The sequence below is a fragment of the Nonomuraea sp. NEAU-A123 genome, assembly GCF_018603905.1.
Taxonomy (GTDB): Bacteria; Actinomycetota; Actinomycetes; order Streptosporangiales; family Streptosporangiaceae; genus Nonomuraea.
In genome coordinates this window covers 154,661-171,910 of the sequence record NZ_JAHFZZ010000023.1, presented here as the reverse complement: position 1 = coordinate 171,910, position 17,250 = coordinate 154,661, and the positions used below count along the sequence as shown (strand labels likewise).

19 protein-coding genes and 2 pseudogenes are annotated in these 17,250 nt (G+C 65.7%); 15 read left to right on the top strand and 6 right to left on the bottom strand.

The annotated features are described in order from the left end of the window. The 3 genes and pseudogenes from KLK06_RS46925 to KLK06_RS46915 form a co-directional block, all read left to right on the top strand. Window positions 1-90: pseudogene (locus tag KLK06_RS46925) on the top strand (IS5/IS1182 family transposase); the annotation flags it as partial. Window positions 91-340: 250 nt separating this feature from the next. After that, entirely contained in the window at window positions 341-778 is a 438-nt protein-coding gene (locus tag KLK06_RS46920; protein ID WP_214642230.1) for a hypothetical protein, read from the top strand. Window positions 779-893: 115 nt separating this feature from the next. Next, window positions 894-2,131: pseudogene (locus KLK06_RS46915) on the top strand (IS701 family transposase). Between the two features lie 327 nt (window positions 2,132-2,458). On the opposite strand, the gene KLK06_RS46910 reads toward KLK06_RS46915, so the two are convergent. Next, complete coding sequence (locus KLK06_RS46910; protein ID WP_214642229.1) at window positions 2,459-2,887, bottom strand: ATP-binding protein; 429 nt, start codon at window positions 2,885-2,887, stop codon at window positions 2,459-2,461. 174 nt (window positions 2,888-3,061) lie between these two features. Here KLK06_RS46910 and KLK06_RS46905 point away from each other — a divergent pair, with 174 nt between their 5' ends. Next, window positions 3,062-3,370 carry a putative quinol monooxygenase gene (locus KLK06_RS46905; RefSeq protein ID WP_214642228.1) on the top strand — a complete coding sequence of 103 codons (309 nt, stop codon included), beginning with the start codon at window positions 3,062-3,064 and terminating at the stop codon, window positions 3,368-3,370. Beyond that, window positions 3,367-4,569, top strand: a complete 1,203-nt coding sequence (locus tag KLK06_RS46900) for a helix-turn-helix domain-containing protein (protein ID WP_214642227.1) — start codon at window positions 3,367-3,369, stop codon at window positions 4,567-4,569. The genes KLK06_RS46905 and KLK06_RS46900 overlap by 4 nt, the downstream gene beginning before the upstream one ends. Window positions 4,570-4,688: 119 nt before the next feature. Here the strand turns inward: KLK06_RS46900 and KLK06_RS46895 are convergent, their stop codons facing one another. From KLK06_RS46895 to KLK06_RS46880, 4 genes are all read right to left on the bottom strand, one after another. Then, a complete protein-coding gene (locus KLK06_RS46895; protein WP_214642226.1) occupies window positions 4,689-5,762 on the bottom strand; it encodes a Fic family protein in 1,074 nt (357 codons plus the stop codon). Window positions 5,763-6,474: 712 nt separating this feature from the next. Further along, complete coding sequence (locus tag KLK06_RS46890) at window positions 6,475-7,086, bottom strand: hypothetical protein (protein ID WP_214642225.1); 612 nt, start codon at window positions 7,084-7,086, stop codon at window positions 6,475-6,477. Window positions 7,087-7,465: 379 nt separating this feature from the next. Next, window positions 7,466-7,999 carry a flavoprotein gene (locus KLK06_RS46885; RefSeq protein ID WP_214642224.1) on the bottom strand — a complete coding sequence of 178 codons (534 nt, stop codon included), beginning with the start codon at window positions 7,997-7,999 and terminating at the stop codon, window positions 7,466-7,468. Then, window positions 7,996-9,381, bottom strand: coding sequence for an XRE family transcriptional regulator (locus KLK06_RS46880; protein WP_250907088.1), 1,386 nt, complete (start codon window positions 9,379-9,381; stop codon window positions 7,996-7,998). The genes KLK06_RS46885 and KLK06_RS46880 overlap by 4 nt, the downstream gene beginning before the upstream one ends. A gap of 348 nt (window positions 9,382-9,729) precedes the next feature. Between KLK06_RS46880 and KLK06_RS46875 the strand changes: the two genes are divergently transcribed. Together KLK06_RS46875 and KLK06_RS46870 are read left to right on the top strand one after the other, a co-directional pair. Then, the gene (locus KLK06_RS46875) at window positions 9,730-10,011 is read left to right on the top strand and encodes a hypothetical protein (RefSeq protein ID WP_214642223.1); all 282 of its coding nucleotides are present in this window, start codon (window positions 9,730-9,732) and stop codon (window positions 10,009-10,011) included. A 282-nt stretch (window positions 10,012-10,293) separates the two neighbouring features. Further along, the gene (locus KLK06_RS46870; protein WP_214642222.1) at window positions 10,294-10,986 is read left to right on the top strand and encodes a GntR family transcriptional regulator; all 693 of its coding nucleotides are present in this window, start codon (window positions 10,294-10,296) and stop codon (window positions 10,984-10,986) included. Between the two features lie 7 nt (window positions 10,987-10,993). Here the strand turns inward: KLK06_RS46870 and KLK06_RS46865 are convergent, their stop codons facing one another. Continuing rightward, the gene (locus KLK06_RS46865; RefSeq protein ID WP_214642221.1) at window positions 10,994-11,392 is read right to left on the bottom strand and encodes a hypothetical protein; all 399 of its coding nucleotides are present in this window, start codon (window positions 11,390-11,392) and stop codon (window positions 10,994-10,996) included. A 164-nt stretch (window positions 11,393-11,556) separates the two neighbouring features. Between KLK06_RS46865 and KLK06_RS46860 the strand changes: the two genes are divergently transcribed. From KLK06_RS46860 to KLK06_RS46825, 8 genes are all read left to right on the top strand, one after another. Next, the gene (locus KLK06_RS46860; RefSeq protein WP_214642220.1) at window positions 11,557-11,967 is read left to right on the top strand and encodes a plasmid replication, integration and excision activator; all 411 of its coding nucleotides are present in this window, start codon (window positions 11,557-11,559) and stop codon (window positions 11,965-11,967) included. After that, window positions 11,967-12,233, top strand: a complete 267-nt coding sequence (locus KLK06_RS46855) for a hypothetical protein (RefSeq protein ID WP_214642219.1) — start codon at window positions 11,967-11,969, stop codon at window positions 12,231-12,233. The genes KLK06_RS46860 and KLK06_RS46855 overlap by 1 nt, the downstream gene beginning before the upstream one ends. Continuing rightward, window positions 12,230-12,541 (top strand): hypothetical protein, encoded by a 312-nt coding sequence (locus KLK06_RS46850; protein WP_214642218.1) that lies wholly within the window; start codon window positions 12,230-12,232, stop codon window positions 12,539-12,541. The genes KLK06_RS46855 and KLK06_RS46850 overlap by 4 nt, the downstream gene beginning before the upstream one ends. Before the next feature lie 337 nt (window positions 12,542-12,878). Beyond that, window positions 12,879-14,036 carry an FtsK/SpoIIIE domain-containing protein gene (locus tag KLK06_RS46845; protein ID WP_250907087.1) on the top strand — a complete coding sequence of 386 codons (1,158 nt, stop codon included), beginning with the start codon at window positions 12,879-12,881 and terminating at the stop codon, window positions 14,034-14,036. Continuing rightward, window positions 14,033-14,188 carry a hypothetical protein gene (locus tag KLK06_RS46840; protein WP_214642217.1) on the top strand — a complete coding sequence of 52 codons (156 nt, stop codon included), beginning with the start codon at window positions 14,033-14,035 and terminating at the stop codon, window positions 14,186-14,188. The genes KLK06_RS46845 and KLK06_RS46840 overlap by 4 nt, the downstream gene beginning before the upstream one ends. Next, on the top strand, window positions 14,185-15,795 hold the full coding sequence (locus KLK06_RS46835; RefSeq protein WP_214642216.1) for a helitron helicase-like domain-containing protein: 1,611 nt from the start codon (window positions 14,185-14,187) through the stop codon (window positions 15,793-15,795). The genes KLK06_RS46840 and KLK06_RS46835 overlap by 4 nt, the downstream gene beginning before the upstream one ends. Continuing rightward, window positions 15,792-15,983 carry an excisionase family DNA-binding protein gene (locus tag KLK06_RS46830; protein ID WP_250907086.1) on the top strand — a complete coding sequence of 64 codons (192 nt, stop codon included), beginning with the start codon at window positions 15,792-15,794 and terminating at the stop codon, window positions 15,981-15,983. The genes KLK06_RS46835 and KLK06_RS46830 overlap by 4 nt, the downstream gene beginning before the upstream one ends. Further along, entirely contained in the window at window positions 15,980-17,194 is a 1,215-nt protein-coding gene (locus KLK06_RS46825) for a tyrosine-type recombinase/integrase (protein WP_214642215.1), read from the top strand. Before KLK06_RS46830 ends, KLK06_RS46825 begins: the two co-directional genes overlap by 4 nt. Window positions 17,195-17,250 lie beyond the last annotated feature (56 nt).

Sequence of the window (17,250 nt, the reverse complement as noted above, 5' to 3'; positions counted from 1 at the left end):
TCTCAAGCCATGATCCACATCGCGTCGATCAATAACCTGGCCAGGCGCATAACGGACGAGACCACCCCAACCTGGCGAGGCACCTACTAGAACATAAGCCGCAATCTACTCAAATCAAATGCCCTCTAACTACGCGGCCTTGGCCCTTGAAGACGTAGAGAAAGTTCTCATCCGGATCGAGCGGTTTAAAATGATCTTGATTGAGCCTGGCGTCCTAGTACTCCAGCCGTAGATCGTGATCATGGTTGCCTTGATCGGGGCGGTAGCGGCTTGCCTGATCGCGGTCTGCGCGCTGACCAGCGGGTGGACAAGGGTCGGTCGTGCAGGCACCATGCCCTCCGTGAGCATCATCATCAAGTTCTTCATGGCACCGAGTCACGAAGCTGCGGCTGTGGTCGTGGATGGCGGCCCCGACGGGACTTTCGAGTCGCTGTCGTACGGCAACTTCAACGCTGAAGTGGCGCTGATCGAGTGGGAGGGCATCTTCACCGGTCGGAGTTTTGACGAGGTTATCGCTGCTGATGAGCCCGAAGTTGTCGCGGATCCTGGCGATAGCGGGGGCCCCATGCTCCTCGTCGCCTCCAAAGTCCTTCAGGACGCACTTGCCGCTGCCGGCCGGTCCCGGCTTGTCGAAGTCAGCCAGCTGTGGGTCCAGGAGCGGGCGGCGGATGGCGAAGTGTTTGACCAGGAGATCGCGATCCAGCTTCTGAGCGATCTGGCCCGGCTTGCTCACGCTTTCCGCGGGCGGGATCACCGCCTGTACTGCTGGATGGCGTAAAGACGCAGACGGCCATCGTTGATCATCGTCAGTTGTGTCGACAAACGAAGATCAGTCGGTGGCCGCGGGCCACAGCGTAGACCCTGCCCGCTGGCAGGAGGGGTTCGAGGTCCTGATGGATCGGATAGCGGGCCGGTTCGCGTGGGTCGAACCCCGGCGCCGGGTGAGGGACTTGGTGCGGGGGCTGCTGTCGGACCTGCCGCGCAAGAACTGCTGGAGCATCGCGGAGTGGGCCGGGCAGGCCAGTCCGGACGGCATGCAGCATCTGCTCGGCCGGGCCAGGTGGGATGCCGACCGCGTGCGTGATGACGTGCGTGAGTATGTGCTGGAGCATCTGCACGAGGAGGATGCGGTGCTGGTGGTCGACGAGACCGGGGACGTGAAGAAGGGCACGCACACGGTCGCGTCCAGCGCCAGTACATCGGCACCGCCGGGAGGATCGAGAACGCGCAGGTCGCGGTCTACCTGGTCTATGCGGGCCGGCGCGGGCACGCGGCGGTGGACCGAGAGCTGTACATTCCCCGCTCGTGGACGTGCGACCCGGACCGCTGCCGGGCCGCGGGCCTGAGCGAGGACACCGCCTTCGCGACCAAGCCGGAGTTGGCCGCCCGCATGATCGGCCGGTTCCTCGACGCTGGGCACTGCGTGGGCTGGGTCGCAGGAGACGAGGTCTACGGCGGCAACCCGAAGCTGCGGTCCGCACTGGAAGAGCGCGGGGCCGGCTACGTACTCGCCGTCGCCTGCTCATCTGAAGTCACCACTGGTGCGGGGAAGATCCGCGCGGACGCCCTGGCCGCGAAGGTGCCGAAACGGGCCTGGCAGAAGCTGTCGGCAGGGGCCGGCGCCAAGGGGCACCGCTTCTACGACTGGGCCGTCATCGGCCTGGCCGAACCCCGGCCCGGCAGCCATAGGCTGTTGATCCGCCGAAACCGCACCACCGGGGAACTCGCCTACTACCGCTGCTGGTCGTCCGCGCCGGTGCCTCTGGCCACGCTGGTGCGGGTTGCCGGGTCAAGATGGCGGGTGGAGGAGACCTTCCAGTCTGGAAAGGGCCTGGCCGGACTGGACGAGCACCAGGTCCGCCGCTTCACCTCGTGGTCTCGCTGGACCACCCTGGCCATGCTCGCGCACGCCTTCCTCGCCGTTGTCCGCGCTGATGAACACGCCCGCCATCTCGCCCCGGACGGATTGATCCCGCGCACCTGCAACGAGATTCAGCGACTGTTCACGACGCTCGTCGTCCGGTCCGTGCACGATGCAGCCCACCGGCTCCGCTGGTCCGCCTGGCGACGCCGTCACCAGGCCCGAGCCCAGGTCAGCCATTATCGTCGACAAGCCGCGAATCAGACATGAAGATCACGATCTACGGCTGGAGTACTAGACGGCTGCTCACTGGCTGCGCGGGCTACCTGGCCTATCGCACGAGCCCGGACAGTAGGGCCTGCCAGGTGTCTCTTCCTTCGCGTGTGCTCATGTGGTGTGTTTCATGGGTGGTGGGGCTGCTGAGGTGTGTGCGCTTGATGAAGGCCTGGCCGCCGGCGGCGCACAGCTCATATACGACCTCATCGCAGTCGCAGGTCCAGGCGATCACCCGGCACCGTGGGGCGTTGCGTGGCTTCAGCCAGATCAATGGGGTGCAGTGAGGCCCGGGCTTCGGCACATGGGGAGCCAGGCACGACGTCATCTGACGGGCGGGTCTGGTGCGAGGGCCAGGAGCGCCCAGACCGTCCGACCGTGTTCGTCGCCGTAGACGCCCCAGCGTGTCGTCAGTTCCTCGACGAGGTGAAGGCCGCGACCGCCCTGCTCATGTTCGGCAGCTTGCCGGATGTGCGGACCCATCGGGCCGCCATCGTCCAGGACGGCGACGATCAGCAGTTCACCGCCCGCGTGGATGGTCACCCCGAAATTGCCGCCGACCTGGCCGCTGCGGGAGTGGCGGATGGCGTTGGTGGCCAACTCAGAGACGACGAGTTCGGCGACGTCGGCTTCGGGACGGTCGACCAGGTAGCTGGTGACGAAGCGGCGGGCTTCACGTACCTGACTCTTGGTGCCTGGGAAGTTGCGACACCACCGGTGAATCTCTTTGTGGCTTTTCGAGGCTGTTGTCACGTCGGCTTACCTCATGTTCGTGCAGGTCAAAGCCCTGCCAACTGCTATCAGTACTTAAAGTACTGGTGCTATACTTCTAGTACAAGCGACTTGATGTACTTGCGCCGCACAATAAGTACTGGTCAGGTAAAGAGCAGAGATCCAGTTAGAGGCGGCGGCCCGAGGAGGGTGCACATGTTCGGACTCATGGTGCGATTCACCTGCAAGGACGAGACGAGCGCCGCGGCGTTCGACGAGCTCGTCGGTGAGACAATCGAGGCGATCCGCCAGCGCGAGCCGGGAACGCTCGTGTACGCCTCACATCGAGTGGACGGCCAGCCGCTCCAGCGGATCTTCTACGAGCTGTACCGAGACCGTTCAGCCTTCGACGCCCACGAGCAGACCGAGCACACCAAGCGGTTCCTGGGGGCTCGCGAAGCACTGCTGGCCTCGGTCGAGGTCGACTGGCTGGAACTGCAGAGCGGGAAGGGCACGGCGTCGTGAGCACCGAGTACCAACGGGCATTGGGCAGACGCATCGCCCAGGAGCGCAAGCGGCGGGGCCTGTCTCAGGTAGAGCTGGCACGGCTGGTGGACCGATCGGTAGCGTGGATCTCCCAGGTCGAGCGCGGCGTACGCAAGGTCGATCGAATGTCGGTCCTGGAGAAGGTCGCCGAGACACTCGATCTGCCGCTGTCAGAGCTGGCCGCCGAAGCTCCCGTGGTCGCCGCCACCAACGACGAGGTACCCGGTACGGCCGGTCTGCGCCTCGTACTGTCGGGCGCGCACTCGCTCCAGGCCATGTTGCACGCCACCCCTGTGCCTGCCACCAAGCAGCTCAAGCCGCGAGTGGATCACGCCTGGAAGCTGACCCACGAAGCCCGCTACGACGAACTGGCCGACCTGCTTCGCGGCTTGGTGCCCACCCTGGAGAACGCCGTCCGCTCGGCCCTGGCCGAGCGCCAGGCCGAGCTGTTCGAGCTGCTGGCCGTGACGTATCAGGCGTGCTCGGCGTCGTTGGCCAAGCTGGGTGAGCCGGAAGCAGCATGGATCGCCGCCGACCGGGCCATCAGCGCGGCCGAGCGCGCGGGTGATCCGTTGATGATGGCGGCCGGCGCTTTCCGGCTCAGCTTCGTCTTCCTCGGAGCCCGCCACTTCGACCAGGCGGAAGAGACCGCCCGCACCGCCGCCGACGCCCTGTGGTTCCTCACCGATCAGGGCAAGCCCGAAGCGATGTCGCTGTGGGGCGGCCTGACCCTGCAACGCGCCGTAGCCGCCTCCCGACTGAACCAGGCCGACACCGCCTACGAGCACCTCGTGCGGGCCCGCGAGATGGCCGAGCGGGTCGGCGACGGCCGCAACGACTACAACACCGAGTTCGGACCGGCCAACGTCGCCCTCCACGAGGTGGCCGTCGCGGTCGAGCTGGGCGACGCCGGTCACGCGCTGCGGGTTGGAACCGCGGTGGACACCTCGACGCTGTCGAGTGAACGCAAGGGCCGGCTGTATGTCGACCTGGCCCGTGCGCATGCACAGCGTCGTCAGGTTGACGAGGCGGTGGCCGTACTCCTGAAGGCCGAGTCCATCACGCCCGAGCAGATCCGCAACCATCGCGTGGTCCACCAGTTGGCGTCTGACCTGCTGTCCATGCAGGATCCTGCCTCGCCTGACCTGCGCGGGCTGGCCGATCGGGTGGGCGCGTAGAAAAAGCCGGATCGAGGTCGCCGAGCGTCATGGTCGCCGTCTCCGCTATCCGCCCTCAACGACTAAATGCGCGCTTGACCTCCGCCACTAGGGCTCCATCCGCGATGGGTCCAAGACTTCTAGAAGAGGGCCGGTGGCCCGGATGGAGAGTCACCGGCAGGATTGGCTTTCCGAGGCTTGGTAGGCCTATGCCTGGACGCGCGGTACGCATCGACCGACTTGCGGGAAGATCTCCACACGCCATCCGGGCCCTGCACCGCGTTGAGGCGCCCCCGCTGGGCGGCCTGGCGTAGAGCGTGGATGCTGAACTCCTCGTCGACCAACGCGGCGAGTGGCACAAGCCTGGCGGGGCCAGCCACGTTGGGGACAATGAAGCGGTTGAGGTTGTCTTCCATGGCACGAGCGATGGGTTCCCCCAACGCTCCGTAGTCGCCAGCATCAGCCCGGCGGAGGGCGGTGAGGTAGCTCTCGCGCTGTTTCTTAAACACGATGATCGGCGGGTAGCCGAGACGTACCAGGATGAGATTGAGCACAAGGCGACCGGTGCGTCCATTGCCGTCTATGAACGGGTGGATGCGCTCAAAGGAGTTGTGGATCTTGGCGAGTCCCTCTGGTAGTGGGTGGCCGAGGTCCTCCTTGGCCTCCAGCTTTCTGCCCAGCTCGCAGACATCGTCCGCCCATCCCTGAATCTCGCTGGCGACGAGCGTCCAGGAAGGCGGCGTCATCCCCTCCGCGAACGGGTGGATGTTGTGTTCGCGAAAGTTCCCAGGCCTTTCGCGATCAGAGGCCTCGGGGTGCGGGTCAATGTCCCAGACAGGGGTCATGGCCGTGTGGTGGATGTGGCGTAGCTCGTTAAGGCTAAGCAAGTGGCCGTCATTCCATACCTCGGGTTCCAGCGCTTGACCGTAGACCCATTTGGCGGCGTCCGCGTAGCCTTTGACCTCGTTGTACTCGCGGAGGGGCTTGGCACCCACGGCTCGTCCTTGATCGAGCAGCGCCTGCACTTCCTTGAGCACCAGGGTGTTGCCTTCAAGAGCGGTGGAGTGGTGGGCCTCGAGGTGCCAGATATCGGACCAGATCTCTTGGGCTTCGGTAGGGCTGGGCAGGCCGCCGAGGCGCTGGTGAAGCTCCTGGATGGCACGGTCGAGTCGTTCGTAGACTGTGGTCCGGCTCGGACGACCTCTCCCTGCCACTGAATCCCCCGTGTAGACGCTAAATCCGAAGTTTGATAAGCCATCCTAAGACCTAATTGAACTAATCAAACTCGACGCTCCATGGCGCATCGCACGTCCAACACCGTCCTCCGAAGAGGCTCCAACAGGCGCCGGGCTGGCCTACCACCTTCCACCCAACGCGTGTGGGCCCTTGAGCGCCGTGGATGGACCGGGGAGCCCTTGGCAGGCCACGTCATCCACGATCAAACAGCCACGACGCCTTCGCCAAGGCCGTCGAACAGCGGATGGGAGCCATCCGCTGTTAACAAGGGTGTTAGCAAGATCTCGACATTGTCCTGACAAACAGAAAGCCCCTGACGGCATAATGCCTGTTCAGAGGCTTCCTCTTGTAGAGCCGACGAGGGGAATCGAACCCCTGACCTTCTGTTTACAAGGTCCCCAAAGGATCTTCACTGGCGTTCGCAGGCGTCCGCCACCTCGTCTGGCGGCATCCTCACCGTTCGCCTCTGTCCGCCGCAGTTCGCAATCGTCCACTCGGGTGGCTCCCAAAGTGGCTCCCAGAAACCTCGGTGGATCACCTGCTTGCAAATCGGTCTGATCTTCGATTACCACGGCCTCGACCTGGGCGACCGGCAGTCCGCCAGTGACCGTGACTGACCTCTGTTGATCACCCTTAATGGCACGGCGATCACGCGTGTGGTCACGGGGTCTGTTCTGCCGGGCCTCTGTTCTACGGTGTGCGGTCACCGTATTTTTCGATGATCGAGCTGAGAGTGTGTGGGGTTGACGGCATCTCCTGCCCCAGTGGGTCCGGTGAGGTGACGCCAGTGTGTACGGATCGAATCCATTCGTCGTCGACCACAGCCTGGCATAGCGCTTCGGCGGTGATGAGCGTGGCGAGATCGCAGCTGTTCTCCCAGGTCTCCCGACCTGCTGGGCTGGCGGCGATCCATTGCTCGACGCTGGCGAGATCAGGAACTGGGTACCAGCTCCAATCCAGCATGTCGAATTTGACCACCAGGCCGCTTTCCGTGCGATAAGAGATCAACGCTGGGGCGTCATCGATCCATACAGCGCTCAGGCAGGGGCCGTACTGCGCCAGAATGGGAAGAGCTCCATTGGTGACAGAATCGACGCGGTAGTCCATGATGACGGTGCCGTTGCCGAGGCGCCCGATGAGCATGTCGACGTCGTCGGCATTGAAGCGTGCAGGCTGAGTACTCTCGGGTGAGATGTCGTACGCCGCAAGGACGTCGTCAATCTTGGTGGCGGAACACCACGTCAAGTCGACGACCAGCCGGGTTCGCAGGTGAAACCACTCGCGGTAGGTTGAGTCGATCACGGACGTTCCTCCCAGCTGACAGTATCCGCTATGGGCCACGCTCAATGATCTTTGCGCATCCGCGTGCCGTCTGCCGCCGAACCGCGATCAGCCACGTTGCTCGGTGAGCCAGGGTGAGGAACGAACCCTGGATCGTCGATCGCCCCCAGGCACGTACGGCGTCCAGCCATGCAGGGGCGATCGTAGGGCTGCGTCTGTGCGGCGGCGCGGCAACCCCGGCCGGTGGGTTCGGTTGGTACGGCGGGGCCGGCGTGCGGTGCCCGGCCCGGTGTCCCGCCGCCGTCCGGGACCGGCCCCCAGGCCGCACGCCCGGACGGCGGGCGGGCGGAGGGCCGGGGGGTACGGCGGCGCGCCGCGCCGCCGCTTGATACCTATGAGATCAATTCGGCAAGTTTTCCAGCGCCAAGGCCCAGGGGTAGCTGTCGATGCGTCCGCCGCCGGAGCTGGGCGGGTGTGGTTCGAATTGAGCTGGGCCGAGTAGGACTCGGACTCCTTCAGCTCTGAGCCGGTCAACACTGCGTTGGAAGGGGTCCCGTGAGGCTAGGGCGGTGTTGACGAACGGCAGGATGACGACGGGAATGCCGAGTCCGGGAGCCTCGGAGAGCAGGCCGAGCGCGTAGGTGTCGGCGATGCCTGAGGCGAATTTGTTGATCGTGTTGTATGTCGCCGGGGCGACGATGATCGCGTCAGCGCGGGGAGATTTGGGTTCGTTCGGCTTTCGGTACTGGCTGAGAACGGGGCGGCCGGACTGCTTCTCCAGCTCCGGGGCGTCGATGAAGTCGAGCGCGGGCGGGGTGGCGATGATCTGGACGGTCCAGCCTTCGTCTTGGGCCAGGGCGACCAGGCGGCCGACGTCAGGGGCGGGGCCGGCGGCGCACACGATGATGTAGAGGACCTTGCCGGGTTGGGTCACGCGCTGACTCCCAGGGATGCCGCGTACTCGCGGGCTTCACGGCGGACGCTGATCGGGGCGGCAGCCAGGATGTCACGTACCAACCGGAGGGCCGCGGGGCGGCCGGAGACTTCCTCGGGGGCCAACTCGCCTGCGGCGCGCAGGACGTGCAACGCCTTGTCGTGCTGGCTGCACATCAGGAACGCGCGAGAGGTGTCGAGCAGAAGCGTGGCCTTGCGTTCGTTGATCGGTAGCTTGTCGAGCGCGACCCGGCGGGCGTAGTCGATGGCAGTGCCCGCGTCGCCGAAACGCAGGGCGACGTTCACCTGGTGGCACAGGACGTTGTTCGGGCCGAATGCGGTCCACATGTGATTGCCGTCATGGCCCAGTCGAGTGCCTGCCTCGGCGGCTTCGTCGAGTAGCTCCGAGGTGTTGTGCCGGTTGCCGGTGTTCGCGGCGGCGATGGCTCCGCACAGCAGCAGAGACCCGTAGATCGACAGGTCGTCGGGAGAAAGGGCTGTGAGATCGGCGTGCATGCGTTCGGCAGCGCTGCGTGCGGCGTCGGTGGCGGCGCGATGATGCCCGCCGTCCATCAGGGCGCGTGTGATGATGCGCGAGCTAGAACCGATCATGAGTGGGCTCTGGCTGGCGTGTGCGGCTTGGACGCTGCGGTCTGCCGCGAGCCATGCAAGGCCCTTGTCCTCCTGCTTGAGCAGGATGGAGGAGGTCACGTGGTACGCCTCGGCGCACAAGGTGTGAGCTCGTAGCCGGTCGTCACCATGCAGCAGCATGCAGGCAGCGCGGAGTTTGCGGAGCAGGGCGGGGAGCATCGCGGTCACTTGGGCGTATCGGCACGCCTGATAGTTCCGCTTTGCAGTAGCAACCGCACGGGTAAGTGATTCAAGGTTGATGGGGCTGTCGGCGGGGGCGGAGTAGTCGACGAGCGCGGCGGCGAGATTCTCGATATCGAGGTCTCTGCCCTGGGCGGTTCCCGGCTGCCCGATCACCGCACTGAACAGCGCGGCTCCCGTCAACCCAACGAATTCGCGGCGTCGCACGTCGTTCTCGCCCTCTCCTTGTTCGACGAGATTCACAGCGCGTGGTGCATTTACGAGGGTATCAACCAATATGGGGGAATTGCTGAGCGGGCGGGCGCGCTTGTTGGGCACGAACCCCAGGTCTTCCGGGTCCAGATGGGTGAGATCGGTCAGTGCCAGCCGGTACGGCTCGTGCGGCCAAGAGACCTCACCGGCCTCCCAGCGACGTATCCGCTCTTCATCGCAGGTGAGATTGTGCTTGATCCCGATCTTTGTGAGATTGACCATTTTGGCCATTTCGGCGCGAGTCAAATCGGCCTTTTGTCGCCAGTTCCGAAGTCGCACGTTGGGTGTTGCCTCGGGCATACCTGGCCTTCTTTCCGACGCCGGATCGAAAAGGGAGTTAAGAGGGGGGCCTCTTAGCGGGTCCCCTCATTCTGCTTTGCCGGTGGACTTGCCATCAAGCAACAACGGTACGTCAAGCGGACTTCCGCCACAGGGAGTACCGACGACTCGCGAGGAGATGGCGACGGTGACCCGGCCAAACGAGAACAGCGAGGCAAGACCCTGCCCTGCGTGTCGAGGACGCGGTTACAAGCTGAGCAGCTCACGCCGCGCCCTTCTGATCGGCACTCCTGGGGAGGAGCTGGAACGAATTGAGGAGCGGGAGTGTCTCGACTGCCTCGGCGGAGGCCGGGTCGAAGGGAGCGGGAAATGAACTCGATCATGGCTGCGGCCATGGCCGGTCTGGCACAGAGCGATGAGAGCTATGCGCTCATCCGGCTGCGTGATCAGCTTGTGCTTCTCGGTGTCAACGCCGAACTCCGGGACAACAACAGCGCGCTCATGGTGCATCGGCCTACGTCGGGAATGCCGGTGTGGGTGTTCGTCGGGTACGGCGGTGCGTACTACTCCTGGCAGAGCGCCGAGCAGCGGCACCCGGTCGACGACGTGGAGGGTGCGGCGAACGTCTTGGCGAAGTACATCGCCAAGTGATGACGGGCGCGGCGGGGCGGTGACGGTCCTCGATCTGGAGGGGGTCGGGTGCGCTTTCCATCGCCTCGTCGCGTCTCATCTCCCGGCAGGCAGCGGCGAGGGTCGCCCCCGGTCCCTCCGTTGGCTGTCTGCCGGGCCATCCTCCGGTGCGGCTCGCGTTATCCGAACTGGCGTGGACAGACGAGTCCGGCCAGGATACGCTCAAACTTGGTAAAACAACCTGTCGGGTGTTGGACGGTCATGATGTCGCTAGAGTCCGTGCCGCCGAAGTATGCGCAGCTTGTGCAGACCCTTCAACGGCGAATCGAGGCGGGAACCTACCCACCGGGATCGCTGCTCCCCAGCGAGAACCAGCTCATCCAAGAGTTCAGCGTCTCCCGTCCCACCATCGTCGCCGCCCTTCGCGTGCTGCGCGAGCAGGGCTGGATCGAGTCCCAGCAGGGCAAGGGTCGCTTCGTACGCGGCCGTCCGGCGATGGCCTCCCACGAACAGAAACGCCCCGGACAGGCGTACCTCACCAAGCCAGAGACCGATTCCACGGGCGAGATCGTCGAGGTGGGCGCGGTGACCGTACCGAATCGGGTCGGGGTCCTGCTCGACATACCGCCCAAGAGCAAAGTATTCGTTCGTCGGCGGTTGATCGCACGCGATGGAGAACCAACCGAGACGGTGTCGCTCTGGCTGCCGTTGGAACTCTCCGAAGGAACGGACCTCACCAGCGGCGAGCCATTGCGACAAGGCTTCCGCGAGCATCTCCAGACGCGCAAGGGCGTCCGCTTCGATCACATCGTGGAACAGATCACCGCCCGCATGCCCTCGCCCGACGAGGCCAAGCAACTGGCCATGCCGAAGAACCAACCCCTTCTGGCCGTCTTCGGCGCCGTCCACGACGCCTCCGGCCGGCCCTTGGCCGTCGTCGAGGTCCTGCTCCCTGCCGACAGGCACGAGCTGGAGGACGCTTACCCGATCGGCTGAGCTGCGCTCATCCACCAGGGCATTCGCTGCCTCCGCCGCTGTGCTCCGCGCAGTAGCCGGACGGCAGTGGTCGGACTGGGCCGTATGGGTCCGCCGGACGCGTATTTCCGTACACATCTCCCAGGACGAGAACGACGCACGCCACCGCGACGAGGCCGAAGATCCAGGCCCGTACAACTCTGTCGGTGAAGACGCAGATTCCGGCGGCCAGGATGGGCGCGGCCGTCGCGATCACCGCTGCTCCAGTCATCCACGCGTTGATGCGCTCACGATCGGCAGCGGGATATCCCAGAGCGGCCGCGAATGCCTGCCAGAGGCACAGCGGAACTCCGACAAACCAGATGACCGCCAAGAGGCCGAGGATCATGCCGCTGACGTCGCCTGGCTTCGAATCTGCCGCCTCCACAGTTGAGACTATTTCGCCCCTTTCGTGGCGATTGAAGCACGGGGGATTCACGATTTCGCTCCGAGAATCTCTCTTAGGCACTTGACCTAGCAAGTTTAAGCTGCCTAATCTCAGAGCATCACTTGATAGGTTAAGTGCCTGTCAGTCAAGAGAGGAAAACAGTTATGGCTCTGCAAGGCCCCATCCCCGTCACCTTCGCCATGGTCTTCCCGCACGGCTGCTACATCGTCGGCGAGGTCGAGCCCGTCAAGGACTTCGACGCCTCCTCCAACGGCCGGTTCGTGCAGGCCCGCGACAAGCAGACCGGTGAACTGGTCTGGCAGGTCGCGGTCATGGATGGTGACCCGACCCTCAAGCCCGCCCAGAAGACGGTGGCGGTCAAGATCCTCGCGCCGGTACAGCCGGTGCCGCCGTCCCCGATGCCGGGGCTCCCGTTCACGCCCGTCGAATTCGACGCCGTCACGGTCACGCCGTACGTCAACGGCAACAACCGTCTCGCCTACTCCATCAAGGTCCGCGACATGCACGCTCCCCGCCAGACCGCTCCCAACAAGGCCGGAAAGGACGCCGCCTGATGACCCGTCGCCGTACCCCTCGAAGCAGCGTGATCCGGCTGACAACCGGCCACGCCGCCCGCACCTTGAACCACCCGTACGCCCGCCGTGAACCCGTCCTGGCGCTCGACTTCGGAGCCACCTCCGTACTCGTCACCACCGGCGGGCCGGTCACGGCCGATGACCTGGAGTTCGCCCGTCAGCTCGCCCGCGAAGCATCCCGCTTCGCCCGCTCGCTGGAGCGCAGCTTCTACGGTCTGCCCGACGGTCGCGGGGTAGCGGCATGAGTGACCGCAGGCCCTACACCTACGTCACGCTGTCGATGCGGCCGGACTCCGCACCGCACCTGAGCATCTCGTTTCACACGCCGGGCCTGCGGGTCAGCGCGGGGATACTCAGCAACCCGCGGCCGTACCTGGAGTTCCGCTCCCACGAGGCCGACGTGCACATCTCCACCACCGGAGCCGGAGCGGTCACCGCCGCCGACCTGGCCACCGCCCGCGAGATCTTCGATGCCGCCGCTCGCTACCTGGCCGACTGCGAGCGCCTGCACACCGACCAGTCGGCCAAGACCGCCACCGACACGGCGGCCTGACACAGCCAGGCGGGGCCGCCAGAAGCGCCAACTTCCGGCGGCCCCCGATCTTCTCCCTGATCTCACTCACGAGAGGTTCCAAGCTTATGTTCAAGCGGCTGCCTGGTGACGAGGCGCGCAACCTCGTCTCCACCACGCCCGACACGGCCGTCGTCTTCCGCCCGGCCGTGATCAAGACTCCTGCCCTCGTCACCCTGCTCATCTACGGCTGGCGCTTCCTCGCCGCCCTCGTCCGTACCACCTGGCGGCATCCGGTCGCCGTATCGCCCTTGGTGTCGTCTGGGCCTGGCACGGCTGGCCCCTCGCGGCCTCCACGCTCGGGGTCGTCGTCCTGGCCATGGTCTCCTGGGCGTTCGTTGATCGCGGCTCCTTCGCCCGTCTCGTCGGCTGGCGGCTGCTGGCCTGGTGGCGGCTGATGTCGGTGTACCGGCGTCACTGGCAAGCCGTCATGGACGTCTCCGGCCTGGCCAAGCGCGTCAACGGTCGCGTCTACATGCCGCGCCTGATGCGCGTCACCTGCGACGGCTGGGCCGACCGGGTCACCGTCCGGATGCTCGACGGCCAGGCGGTCAAGGACTGGTCCGACCGCATCGACAACCTCGCCCAGGGCTTCGGCACCACCTCCTGCCGGGTCGCGCTCGTCAAGGGTGGCCGGCTGCTGCTCACCTTCCCGCGCCGCGACCCACTGGCCTCTCCTATGCCCGCACTTCCCATCCCAGAAGAACCAACGGTCGGGCCGGTCGAGATCGGCAAGCAGGAGGACGGCAAGCCGCTACGGCTCAAGGTCCACGGAACCCACATCCTGATCGCAGGCGCGACCGGAGCGGGCAAGGGCTCGTTCCTGTGGGACACCATCCGCGGCTTGCTCCCCGCGATGCGGGCGGGCCTGGTGGAGATCTGGGCGTTGGATCCCAAGCTGATGGAGCTGTCCTACGGGCGGGAGCTGTTCCAAGGCCGCTACGCCGCCCATCCCTCCGACTGCGCCGACCTGCTCGACGACGCCGTCAGCGTCATGCAAAAGCGCGCTACCCGCTTCGCCGGACTCCAGCGCTCCCACGTTCCGACCGTCGAGGACCCGTTCGTCCTGGTGCTCGTCGACGAGGTGGCGTTCCTGACCGCCTACCAGCCCGACAAGCAGCTCAGGCAACGCATCTCCGCCGCCCTGGCCACCCTCGCCACCCAAGGCCGCTCCGTCGGCGTCGGTGTCATGGCGGCCCTCCAGGACCCGCGCAAAGAGGTCATGAACATCCGCAACCTGTTCCCCGACAAGATCGCCCTGAGGCTCGACGAGTCCGAACAGGTGGACATGGTCCTCGGCGACGGCGCACGCGATCGAGGCGCCCTCGCCGACCACATCTCACCCATCCCAGAACTGGGCGCAGGCGTCGCCTACATGCGCCTGGAAACCTCACCCGAACCCATCCGCGTCCGCGCCGCCTACGTCTCCGACGCCGACATCCGCGCCATGGTCGCCTACTACGGGCAGGCCGCATGACACTCGCCCACTTCCTCAACGGCCTTCGCTGCGCCACCTGCCTCACCCTGAACGCTCTGTGGCTCGACCTGATCCGCGCCCAGGTCGAATGCCGCGAGTGCGGCCAGACCGCACTCACCGTCACCGACCCCGACGAAGGGAGGACCGCATGACCCATGCGCACGACCGCGCACTCCCCCGGGCCGCACGGCAGGCCATGCCCATGGCTCGGGAGGTGCTCGAAGAGGTCGCCAAGCTCCACGGCGTCTGCATCCGGCCCATCCCGCTCGAGCGGCTCGACATCCTCACCGGCACGTCAGGGATCATCGACGTGCCGTGCGGCTCCACCCTCGACAGCAAGTGCCCGCCATGCGCCAAGCGCAACCGGCAACTCCGCATGGCCCAGTGCCGCGAAGGCTGGCACCTCGACACCGAACCCGCCATCACACCCGACGAGGCCAACGAGGAACAGCGCTGGCTCGTCGAGTTCCGCGCCGACATCCAAGCCCAACACGACGCCGCCGAAAAGGCCGGCGACGACACCACCGAACTCGACGCGATCATCACCGGCCTCGACGAGGAGATCAACGCGGCCGGGATGCGCGGCAACGTCCTTGGCCGGACAACCGCCAAGCGCTCCCGCTCGACCAAGCGGCGGCAGGACGCACCAGACCTGCCCAAGCGCACGATGACCAACACCACCCTCGGACGCACCTTCCAGGGCGCGGACGGCAGGACCTACCGGCCGTCCCTGTTCGTGACACTCACCCTGCCCAGCTACGGCAAGGTCCGCGACGGCGCTCCCATCGATCCGGACACCTACGACTACCGGCGCGCCGCTCGGGACGCGCTGCACTTCTCCAAGCTCGTCGATCGCTTCGTACAGAACCTGCGCCGCGTCGCGGGCTACGACGTGCAGTACTTCGCCGCCGTCGAACCACAGAAACGCCTCGCCCCGCACCTGCATATGGCCGTCCGTGGCACCCTGCCTCGTGCCGAGATCAAGCAGATAGCCGCCGCGACCTATCACCAGGTCTGGTGGCCTAATGCCGACGAAGTGGTCTTCGACGGTGACCACCTGCCCGTCTGGCAGGACGGCACCGGCTACCTCAACCCGGCAACCGGCGAGGTCCTGCCCACCTGGGACGAGGCCCTCGACACGCTCGACGAGGACGCCGAACCGCTCCACGTCCTCCGCTTCGGCGAACAAGTCGATGTCCAAGGCATCCTCGCCGGGACACCGGATGCTGACCAGTGCATCCGGTACCTGTCCAAGTACCTCACCAAGTCCATCGGCGACACCCTCGGCGGCCAGGCCCAGCGAGAGCACGCGGCCCGCATGCTCGACGCCCTGCGCTACGAACCGTGCTCGCCCACCTGCCCGAACTGGCTGCGCTACGGCGTTCAGCCCAAGGACGCCAAGCCCGGCATGATCCCCGGCCGCTGCCGTGGCAAGGCCCACAAGCCCGAACACCTCGGCTACGCCGGACGCCGCGTCCTGGTCTCCCGCAAGTGGAGCAACAAGACCCTCACCGAACACAAGCAGGACCGCCGCACCTGGGTCCTGCAAGCCCTCGGCCAACCCGACGAACCCACCGACCCGCACCGCTACGTCTGGCGACCCGTTCCGGCCGGAGACGCCAACGTGCCACCACTCGCCGCCCGCCTCCTCAGATCCGTCCACGAACGCCAACGCTGGCGCGCCCACCTCCGCGAACTGGAAGCCAGAGCAGCCGGACAAGACCTTTCGGCAACCGAGGACATGAGGAGAGCCGCATGACCGCGACCATCACTCCTCTCCTGCTACGGCCGGAAGAGGCGGCCGACTACCTCGGAATCGGTCGCACCAAGGCTTACGAACTGATCCGCTCCGGCGCGCTTCGTTCCGTTCGCATCGGCACCCTGCGTCGCGTTCCGGCAACCGCACTAACCGAGTTCGTCACCCAGCTTGAAATGGAAGCCGCATGAGCACCAGGAAGCGTGGCCAGAACGAGGACTCGATCTACAAGGACGGTGACCGCTGGCGCGGTGCGGTCTCCCTCGGCTACGGCCCGGACGGGACGCGCATCCGCAAGAAGGTCTCCGGCAAGACCCGCGCCGAAGTCGCTGAGAAGGTTCGCAAGCTCAAGGAGACCCTGGCCAAGGGTGCTCCGGTCCCAGATGACCGGCTTACGGTCGGCACGTTCCTCGATCGCTGGCTGCTCCACCTGCCCGGCCACATCTCCGACGGAACCTTGGACGACTACGAGGACACGGTACGACTGCACCTCAAGCCAGGACTCGCCCGTCACAAGCTGACCAAGCTCACCGTGGCCCAGGTCGATGCTCTGTGGCAGGCCAAGCGCAAGGCGGGATACAAGGCGAACAGCGTCCGCAACATGCGGGCCGTGCTCCGAAAGGCCCTGGGCCAGGCGGAACGAGAGGGCTTGGTCATGCGGAACGTCGCAGCACTGTCGATGCCCCCGCGCGTACCCGTCGAGGAAGGCCGGACGCTCACAGTGGAGGAAGGCAAAAGGCTCCTCGACGCTGTCGCCGATCACCGCATGGGCGTGCTCGTCCTCCTGGCCCTCGTCTTCGGCCTGCGCCGTGGCGAGGCACTCGGGCTCATGTGGAACGCCTTCGATCCGGACGCTCGTACTCTCCGGGTCACCCACTCCGTCAAGCGCCTCAAGAACCGCGACCCGAACGCCACCGCCAAGACCCGCATCGTGATCAGCGAACTCAAGACCAGGCGGTCACGCCGCGTCCTCTGCCTGACTCCCGAGCTGGTCGAGGCGATCAAGCGCCACAAGGTCGCCCACAACAAGGAGCGCCTCAAGGCCGGCGAGGACTGGGCGGAGCACGGCCTGATCTTCCCAACAGCTTTCGGCAACCCGTCCGACCCCGACACTTTCTCGCACCTGTTCTCCAGGCTGGCCAAGAAAGCGGGTCTCGGCCACTGGCACCCGCACGAGCTTCGGCACTCCGGCGCGTCGCTCATGCTCGCCCAGGGCACTCCGCTTCACGTCGTGTCCGAAGTCCTCGGCCACGCCAGCATCGCGATCACCAAGGACATCTACGGACACCTGCTGGAGGGCGACCGCCGCGCCGCGACTGAAGCCATTTCTAGCGCTCTCCTGGGGAAACAGACCCCGGTGGCTCCCAAGGTGGCTCCCAAAGACGCCGAAGACACCGGTTGAAGTCCAGAAACCACAAGGCCCCTGACGGCGTAATGCCTGTTCAGGGGCCTTTCGGT